Genomic DNA, 7,016 nt, shown 5'->3' on the forward strand with positions numbered 1-7,016 from the left:
CGCCACCACCGCGGAGATGGCGCCCGACAGGTGCACCTCTTCGGCCAGCACATAGGACGCCAGCGCCACGGCCGTCGTCACCATGATCTCCGCGAGCGGATCCTCCGCGCGCCGGATGATGAACCCGCCCAGCAGGCCCATTGCCAGTCCCACCGCCGCGCCGCCCACGGACGCGAGCAGCATGTGCCCGCCAATCGAACCCAGCGTGGGCGTCTGCCCTCCGGCCACCACCGCCGCGATGGCCGTGTACGCCACCAGCGCGGTGCCGTCGTTGAAGAGGCTCTCGCCCTGGATGATGCCCGCGAGCCTCCCCGGCACCGGCGCGCGGCGGAAGGCATAGAGGATGGAGACGGTGTCCGTCACGGCGAGGATGGAGCCCAGCAGCAGCGCGGGCCCCCACGCCAGGTGCAGCATGAAGTGCAGCGCGGCGCCGGTGGCGCCAATCGCCAGGACCATCCCCAGCGAGGACAACAGGCCAATGGGGATGGCGTTGGCGCGGATGCCATTGAGGTCGGCGGTGATGCCACCCTCGAACAGCAACAAAGGCAGACAGATGAGGAACACCACCTGCGGGTTGAGGGGGGGCACTCCGGGGAGCAGGTGGCCTACCGAGATGAGCAGGCCACCCAACACGAGTGCGACGTTGTAGGGCACGCTGGCCCGTTTGGCGGCGATCGCGAGTGCGATGGCCGCCACCATCAGGCCAATGAGGATGGGAACTTCCAGGAGCACATCGACTCCAGCAGGCGCCAGGGGAGGGCGGAGTTTTCCAGAATCGCGCAGCCCGTGCACGACCGCCGCATCCTTTTCCGCTCCCCCGTCAGCGGGTGCCCGGGGCCCTGCCCGCCTGCCTTCCCCCAGCGAACGCACGACCTGCCGGGAGGGCGGGCGCGTGGTACAGCAGGGCCGCGATGACCCCTTCCGCTCCGGTGCTCTCCGTCACGTCGCTGAAGAAGGCCTACGGCGACCGCATGGCCGTGGACGGCATCACCTTCGAGGTAGGGCGCCGGGAGGTGGTGGGCCTGCTCGGGCCCAACGGCGCGGGCAAGAGCACCACCATCAACATGCTGCTGGGCGTGCTGGAGCCCACCTCCGGCACCATCCACATCGAGGGGGTGGACCTGGCCTCCCGCCGCGTGCAGGCGCTGGAGCGCACCAACTTCGCCGCCGTCTACGCGCCCCTGCCCGGCAACCTCACCGTGGCGCAGAACCTGCGCGTCTTCGGCCTCATCTACGGAGTGAAGGGGCTGTCCGCCCGCATCGAAGCGCTGCTCACGGAGTACGACCTGCAGCGCTTCCGCGACACCAAGTGCGGCGTGCTGTCCTCCGGTGAGCAGACGCGCGTCTCGCTGGCCAAGGCCATGCTCAACCAGCCGCGCCTGCTGCTCCTGGACGAACCCACCGCGTCGCTGGATCCGGCCACGGCGGTGGACATCCGCGACCGCATCCGCGCGTTCGCGGCGAAGGGGGACAGCGGCGTGCTGTGGACGTCCCACAACATGTATGAGGTGGAGGCCGTCTGTGACCGCGTCCTCTTCATGTCGCGCGGCAAGGTGCTGCTCCAGGGCGACCCGAAGACGCTGCCCGGCGAGCATGGCCACGACACGCTGGAGGCGCTGTTCATCGCCGTGGCCAACGAACCCCTGGCCCTGGAAAGGCATCCGGCCCCATGAAAGCCAGCCGCATCGCGGGCATCGCCCTGCGCCAGTTCTATCTCTACAAGGGCAACTTCGCGCGCGTCGTGCCGCTGTTCGCGTTCGTGGCCGTGGACATGGTGCTGTGGGGCTTCATGACCCGCTACCTCAACAGCGTGGCCTCGCACGGCCACGACTTCGTGCCGGCGCTGCTGGGCGCGGTGCTGCTCTGGGACTTCTTCGCGCGGGTGATGCAGGGCCTGACCATGGGGTTCTTCGAGGATGTCTGGTCGCGCAACTTCCTCAACGTCTTCGCCACGCCGCTCACCCTGCCGGAGTACGTGGGCGGCCTCGTGCTGACGAGCATCGTGACCAGCGCCATCGGGCTGCTCGTGATGCTCCTGCTGTCCAGCACGGTGTTCGGCCTGTCCTTCGCGGCCTACGGCGTGATGTTCGTGCCCTTCATCCTCATCCTGTTCCTGTTCGGGATCGCGCTGGGCATCCTGGGCAGCGCGCTGGTGCTGCGGCTGGGGCCCGCGGCGGAGTGGTTCGTCTGGCCCATCCCCAGCCTGCTGTCCCCGTTCGTGGGCGTCTTCTATCCCCTGGCCACGCTGCCGGAGTGGATGCAGTGGGTGGGCCGCGCGCTGCCCCCGTCGTATGTCTTTGAAGGCGTGCGCACGTTGGCGGCGGGAGGGGAGTTCTCCGGCGCCATGCTCGGGTGGGGCCTGGGGTTGGCCGTGCTGGACATCGTGCTGGCGGGCCTGGTCTTCCAGTGGGTCTACCGCTACGCGGTGCGCACCGGCCTGCTGGCCCGCTACAGTGCAGAGAGCGTGACCTGAGCTTCCTTCAGCGCCGGATGCGCAGGAGCAGGTCCTTCCGGGGGCCGCAGTCTCCCCGGCCGTCGCAGTTGCTGGTGGTGACGTACAGGTGGCCGTCGGGGCCCATCAGCACGTCGCGCAGGCGGCCGTAGGTGCCGCGCAGGTAGACCTCATGCTTCGCCACGCGGTTGGGTGACTGCGCGTCGAACACCACCCGGTGCAGGTGCCGGGAGGCCAGCGTCCCCACGAGCAGCGAGTCCTTCCACTCCGGAATCGCGGAGCCGGTGTACACGGCGGCGCCGCCCGGGGGCATCGCGTCGTCGAAGGTGAGCGACGGGGTGATGCGGCCCGTCTGGGTTTCGCATGAATAGATGCCGGGCCAGCCCAGGTTGTCGCCGGCCTTCACCACGTTCACCTCGTCGTGCGCGCGGCGCATCGTCTCCCCGCTGGGCCCGTGGTCGGTGAGGTACAGCGTGCTGGCGTCCTTCCAATCAAAGCCTTGCGTGTTGCGCACGCCCAGGAGGAACGCTGGCGACCCCGGAAAGGGATTGTCCTGGGGAATGGCGCCCTCGGGCGTCACCCGCAGCAGCTTGCCCGCGGTGCTCGCCGGGTCCTGGGACAGGTCCGGCTCGCGCGAGTCTCCGGTGCCCACGTACAGCATGCCGTCCGGCCCGAAGCGCAGCCGTCCGCCGTCGTGGTACTTCGCGGACGGGATGCCGCCCAGGATGACCCGCTCGAAGGTCGCGCTCGTTCCCTCCGGCGACAGGGTCCAGCGCTCCACCCGGTTCTGCGCCGTCCCGTCCGCTTCGGTGGTGACGTACAGGTAGAACTGGCGGTTCGTCGCGAAGTCCGGGTGCGCGGCGATGCCCAGGAGGCCCCCCTCGCTGCTGCGGGCGATGGGCAGCGTGGCCACGGGCTGCGGTTGGAGCGCGCCGCCGCGCAGCAGGCGCACGCGGCCCGGTCGCTCGGTGACGAGCGCGTCGCCGCCTGGCAGGAAGGCCACGCCCCAGGGGACCTCCAGGCCTTCGGCCACCACGTCCACGGTGATGGGCACGGTGCCGTCCGGCCCCCAGTCATCCTCCACCAGGATGCAGTCCGCGGGGGAGGCGGTGCCCTGCGCCTGGCTCTTGCGACAGGCGGAAGCGGAGGCGGTGAGCACCACGAGGGCGGACAGCAGCAGGCGTCGGGAGCGCATGGGGAGGAATCTAGCGTCCCAGGGCGCCGTGCTCCGGGGGCGATGCGCGAAAACGTCAGTGAACGCGCGCCAGGGCCCTGGAAGGGGGGCAGGCGGGCGCACCGCACGACGGGAAGTGGCCCCGCGCGGCGTTGTCTTGGCCCTTGTCGTGGGCACCTTGCTCGGGCGGGTTCAGCAGCATCTTCGCCCAGCAGGAGGCGGTTCCATGGCGCGCATCGCATTCATCGTGGCCAACGATTTCGAGGACTCGGAGTTCAGCGTCCCCTTCGAGAAGGTGAAACAGGCGGGACACGAGGCCGTCATCATCGGCGTGGAGGCAGGCAAGGTCCTCAAGGGAAAGAAGGGGTCGGAAATCACCACGGAGAAGGCGGTGAAGGACCTGAAGGCCGCTGACTTCAACGCGCTGGTGATTCCCGGCGGCTATTCCCCGGACCACCTGCGCATGGACATCAAGATGGTCGGCTTCGTGCGCGACTTCTTCAAGGCGGACAAGCCCATCGCCGCCATCTGCCACGGGCCGTGGATGCTGGTGGAGGCGGACATCGCGGACGGCCACACCGTCACCTCGTTCCCCTCCATCAAGACGGACCTCATCAACGCCAACGCGCGCTGGGTGGACCGCGAGGTGGTGGAGGACGGCAACCTCATCACGTCGCGCAAGCCGGACGACCTGGAGGCCTTCTCCGCCGCGGTGCTGCGCCAGGTCCAGAACGGCATCGCCCCGCGCATCGGTACGCCCCAGGCCGCCGAGTCCAACGTGGACCGCGCGCCGCCCATGCACTGATCCGCACCGTCACGAACCGTTCGGAACGAAACGACATGCCCCAGGCCCTCGGTGCGCCATGCGTTCCGGGGGCTTGGAGTGTCTGCCTCCCAACCCTCACGCGCCGACGCACCGCGCCGTAACCTGGAGGGTTGGCATTCCGTTGACTTGGAATTGTTCCTTCAGATGAGCCTTGTCGAAGGAGACAGAAACATCTTTAGTGGGTTTCCCGTACCCCAGGGGAGTCAGCGGTTCCCTGAGTTTTACAACTGAGTTGCCATTATTCACTTATGCTGTCTATATCTGGTCCGAAGTGACTCGGACGCGCCTCCCCCGCGCGGTGTCCTCGGACCCCCCTCATGAACCTGGCTTCCCGACCCGTGACCTTCCCGCCGCGACAGGTTGTCCGGGCCGTGCTGCATGAAGCCCTGGAGAGCAAGCTGGGGGGAGAGGTGGTGGTGAAGTCCACCACGGTCTCCGGGCGCATCTTCGTGGTGGAGCGCAAGGTGGCGTGGACGGTCCTCACGGGGCCCGGCGCGCGCAGCTTCGCCACGGCGCTCATCGACGCGCGGTTGGTGAACCGCGAAGACGTCGAACAGGTGATGGCGGAGTGCCGCAAGAACGGCGGCAACTTCTGCGAGACGCTGGTGGCCTGGGGCCTGGTGGAGCGCGACACGCTGCGCGACCTGCTGTGCCGACACCTGGGCGGCCAACTGGACGCGCTGCTGGGGCTGACGGAAGTGCAGGCCCTCTTCGTGCCGCAGCCGCGCGCCTACTCCAGTCAGATGACCTTCAAGCTGGAGGAGCTGGCGTCCCCCGCGCCGCCGTCGCCCTCCGAAGCACCCAGGCCGGAAGTCTCGCAGGCCGAAGTCACGCAGTCGCAGGTCCCCCCTCTCGTATTGGAAAGAGAAGCAATGGCGAACGTGAAGCAGGCGCTGGAAGAAGCTCTGAAGATTGACGGGGCCTTCGCGGTCTGTCTGGCGGATGCGAAGAGCGGCATGACCCTGGGCAGCGCCGGTTCCGCGGGGTTCAACATCGAGGCGGCGGCCGCGGGCAACACGGAGGTGGTGCGCGCCAAGATGAAGACGATGCAGCTGCTGGGCATCAAGGACCGCATCGAGGACATCCTCATCACCCTCGGCGAGCAGTACCACATCATCCGGCCGCTCTCGACGCGGGACGGGCTGTTCCTCTACATCGCGCTGCACCGCGCGAGCGCGAACCTGGCGCTGGCGCGCTTTCGTCTGGCGGAGCTGGAGAAGACCATCCAGGTCTGAAGTCCCGCGCCCTGGCGCGAAGCCGGCTGTCTGTCTTCCGCCCGTTTCCCTTTCACCCGGGAAGCGGGCGGTGGTGTTTGGGGGCTCCCCCTTCCCGGGTCCGGACCTGTCATGGTCCAACCCCTGTCCCGCGCCGCCGCACCCTCGCGGCGCCGCGTTGCCTGGAGCCACCCATGAAGCGTCTCATCGCCGTCCTCTTCGTCACCGCCTCCCTGTCCGTGTCCGCCAGCGAACCCGCGAAGGCGGCTGCGACGCCGCCCGCCCCGGCCCCCAAGGCGGAAGCCGCGAGCCCGTCCGTGGCGGGTCAGAAGGCGCAGGCCGCCGAGGGCGCGGAGGCCGCGGGCAAGGGCGGCGGCAAGGGCCAGACGGGTGGGAAGGGCAAGGGGAAGGGGCAGGGCAAGGGCAAGTCCGCGGGCGGCGCGGACGTCAGCGAGTAGCCGCCCGGGAGCGTGAGGCGCGCTTCAGTGATCTCCCGCGCGCTTCTCGCCTGCCTCCACGCGCAATGCCAGACGGTTTCCGCGGGGAGGCAGCGGGCAGGTGGCGAAGGCGGAGAAGGCGCACGGCGGATTGTAGGCGCGGTTGAAGTCCAGCACGACGCGCCCGCTCGGGTCCGGCAGCGGCGCGGAGAGGAAGCGGCCGGCGCCGTAGGTGGTGTCGCGGTTCGTCTCGTCGCCGAAGATGATGAACAGCTCATCCGAGCCCTCGTCCTGCACCGGCAGCAGGCGGTACTCCTTGCCCGCCACCGTGAACACGAGCGCTCCGGGCGACGGCATCTGATCCTGCGTGCCCAGCACGTTGGGCACGGTGATGGTGCGTGACGCGGGGTCCGGCACCAGCCGCGCCTCCACCTTCCACGCCGCGCTGGGCGCGTACGTGGGGATGCCGTGGAACTGCTTGCGCGCCGGGGCCTCCGCGTCCTTCACCCGCACGCCCAGCTTGTCTCCCCGGTGGATGACCTGGAAGTTCACGCTGCCCAGGCGCAGCACGTCCGGCGCGCCCTTCTCGTCTGTCTTCAGCGCCCCCCCCGTGAAGGGCTGCCCGTCCTTCGTGAAGACCACGCCCGCCGCCGGCTGGAAGCGCACGGTGTTGCCCTCGCGCACGAAGGTGCCCGCCCTCGCCGGCACCGACGCGGGCAGGCGCACCGTGCTGTCAGGAGCCGAGCCCGCCGTCTGCTCGCCCTCCTTCAGCCAGGTAAGGCCCACCAGCGTCAGCCACCCGTCCTCCTTCGCCAGCTGTTGCACCCGCTGCGCATGCCACGCCTGGGTGGCGGCGACGACGTCCTCCGCCTGCGTCGCCGGGGCCTTCTTCGCCTCGGTGGGAGCCGGGGTG

8 protein-coding genes are annotated in these 7,016 nt (G+C 69.3%); 5 read left to right on the forward strand and 3 right to left on the reverse strand.

Features of this window, described 5'->3' with window-relative positions; genetic code table 11:
* Positions 1-732: sodium:proton antiporter (locus D7X74_RS37375; protein WP_199741988.1), on the reverse strand; the 732-nt coding region annotated here is incomplete at its 3' end.
* A 179-nt stretch (positions 733-911) separates the two neighbouring features.
* On the opposite strand from D7X74_RS37375, the gene D7X74_RS37380 reads away from it, so the two are divergent.
* Both D7X74_RS37380 and D7X74_RS37385 read left to right on the forward strand, forming a co-directional pair.
* Positions 912-1,673 carry an ABC transporter ATP-binding protein gene (locus tag D7X74_RS37380; protein ID WP_120537759.1) on the forward strand — a complete coding sequence of 254 codons (762 nt, stop codon included), beginning with the start codon at positions 912-914 and terminating at the stop codon, positions 1,671-1,673.
* A complete protein-coding gene (locus D7X74_RS37385) occupies positions 1,670-2,473 on the forward strand; it encodes an ABC transporter permease (RefSeq protein WP_120537760.1) in 804 nt (267 codons plus the stop codon). The genes D7X74_RS37380 and D7X74_RS37385 overlap by 4 nt, the downstream gene beginning before the upstream one ends.
* Before the next feature lie 7 nt (positions 2,474-2,480).
* Here the strand turns inward: D7X74_RS37385 and D7X74_RS37390 are convergent, their stop codons facing one another.
* Positions 2,481-3,647 (reverse strand): sorbosone dehydrogenase family protein, encoded by a 1,167-nt coding sequence (locus D7X74_RS37390; RefSeq protein ID WP_120537761.1) that lies wholly within the window; start codon positions 3,645-3,647, stop codon positions 2,481-2,483.
* 205 nt (positions 3,648-3,852) lie between these two features.
* Between D7X74_RS37390 and D7X74_RS37395 the strand changes: the two genes are divergently transcribed.
* The 3 genes from D7X74_RS37395 to D7X74_RS37405 all read left to right on the forward strand — a co-directional run bounded on the left by D7X74_RS37395 (position 3,853) and on the right by D7X74_RS37405 (position 6,124).
* On the forward strand, positions 3,853-4,431 hold the full coding sequence (locus D7X74_RS37395; protein WP_120537762.1) for a type 1 glutamine amidotransferase domain-containing protein: 579 nt from the start codon (positions 3,853-3,855) through the stop codon (positions 4,429-4,431).
* Positions 4,432-4,769: 338 nt separating this feature from the next.
* Positions 4,770-5,687 (forward strand): hypothetical protein, encoded by a 918-nt coding sequence (locus D7X74_RS44635; RefSeq protein ID WP_370450850.1) that lies wholly within the window; start codon positions 4,770-4,772, stop codon positions 5,685-5,687.
* A gap of 173 nt (positions 5,688-5,860) precedes the next feature.
* Positions 5,861-6,124 carry a hypothetical protein gene (locus D7X74_RS37405; protein ID WP_120537763.1) on the forward strand — a complete coding sequence of 88 codons (264 nt, stop codon included), beginning with the start codon at positions 5,861-5,863 and terminating at the stop codon, positions 6,122-6,124.
* A gap of 24 nt (positions 6,125-6,148) precedes the next feature.
* Here the strand turns inward: D7X74_RS37405 and D7X74_RS37410 are convergent.
* Positions 6,149-7,016 (reverse strand): DUF1684 domain-containing protein (locus D7X74_RS37410; RefSeq protein WP_147446824.1); only part of this gene is annotated, 868 nt, incomplete at its 5' end.

Source organism: Corallococcus sp. CA047B (assembly GCF_003612065.1).
GTDB lineage: Bacteria > Myxococcota > Myxococcia > Myxococcales > Myxococcaceae > Corallococcus > Corallococcus praedator.

Excerpts from the sequence above, each read along its gene's own strand:
- D7X74_RS44635 (WP_370450850.1), top strand. The coding sequence starts at position 4,770 with ATGAACCTGGCTTCCCGACCCGTGACCTTCCCGCCGCGACAGGTTGTC.
- D7X74_RS37395 (WP_120537762.1), top strand. The coding sequence starts at position 3,853 with ATGGCGCGCATCGCATTCATCGTGGCCAACGATTTCGAGGACTCGGAG.
- D7X74_RS37380 (WP_120537759.1), top strand. The coding sequence starts at position 912 with ATGACCCCTTCCGCTCCGGTGCTCTCCGTCACGTCGCTGAAGAAGGCC.
- D7X74_RS37390 (WP_120537761.1), bottom strand. The coding sequence starts at position 3,647 with ATGCGCTCCCGACGCCTGCTGCTGTCCGCCCTCGTGGTGCTCACCGCC.
- D7X74_RS37405 (WP_120537763.1), top strand. The coding sequence starts at position 5,861 with ATGAAGCGTCTCATCGCCGTCCTCTTCGTCACCGCCTCCCTGTCCGTG.
- D7X74_RS37385 (WP_120537760.1), top strand. The coding sequence starts at position 1,670 with ATGAAAGCCAGCCGCATCGCGGGCATCGCCCTGCGCCAGTTCTATCTC.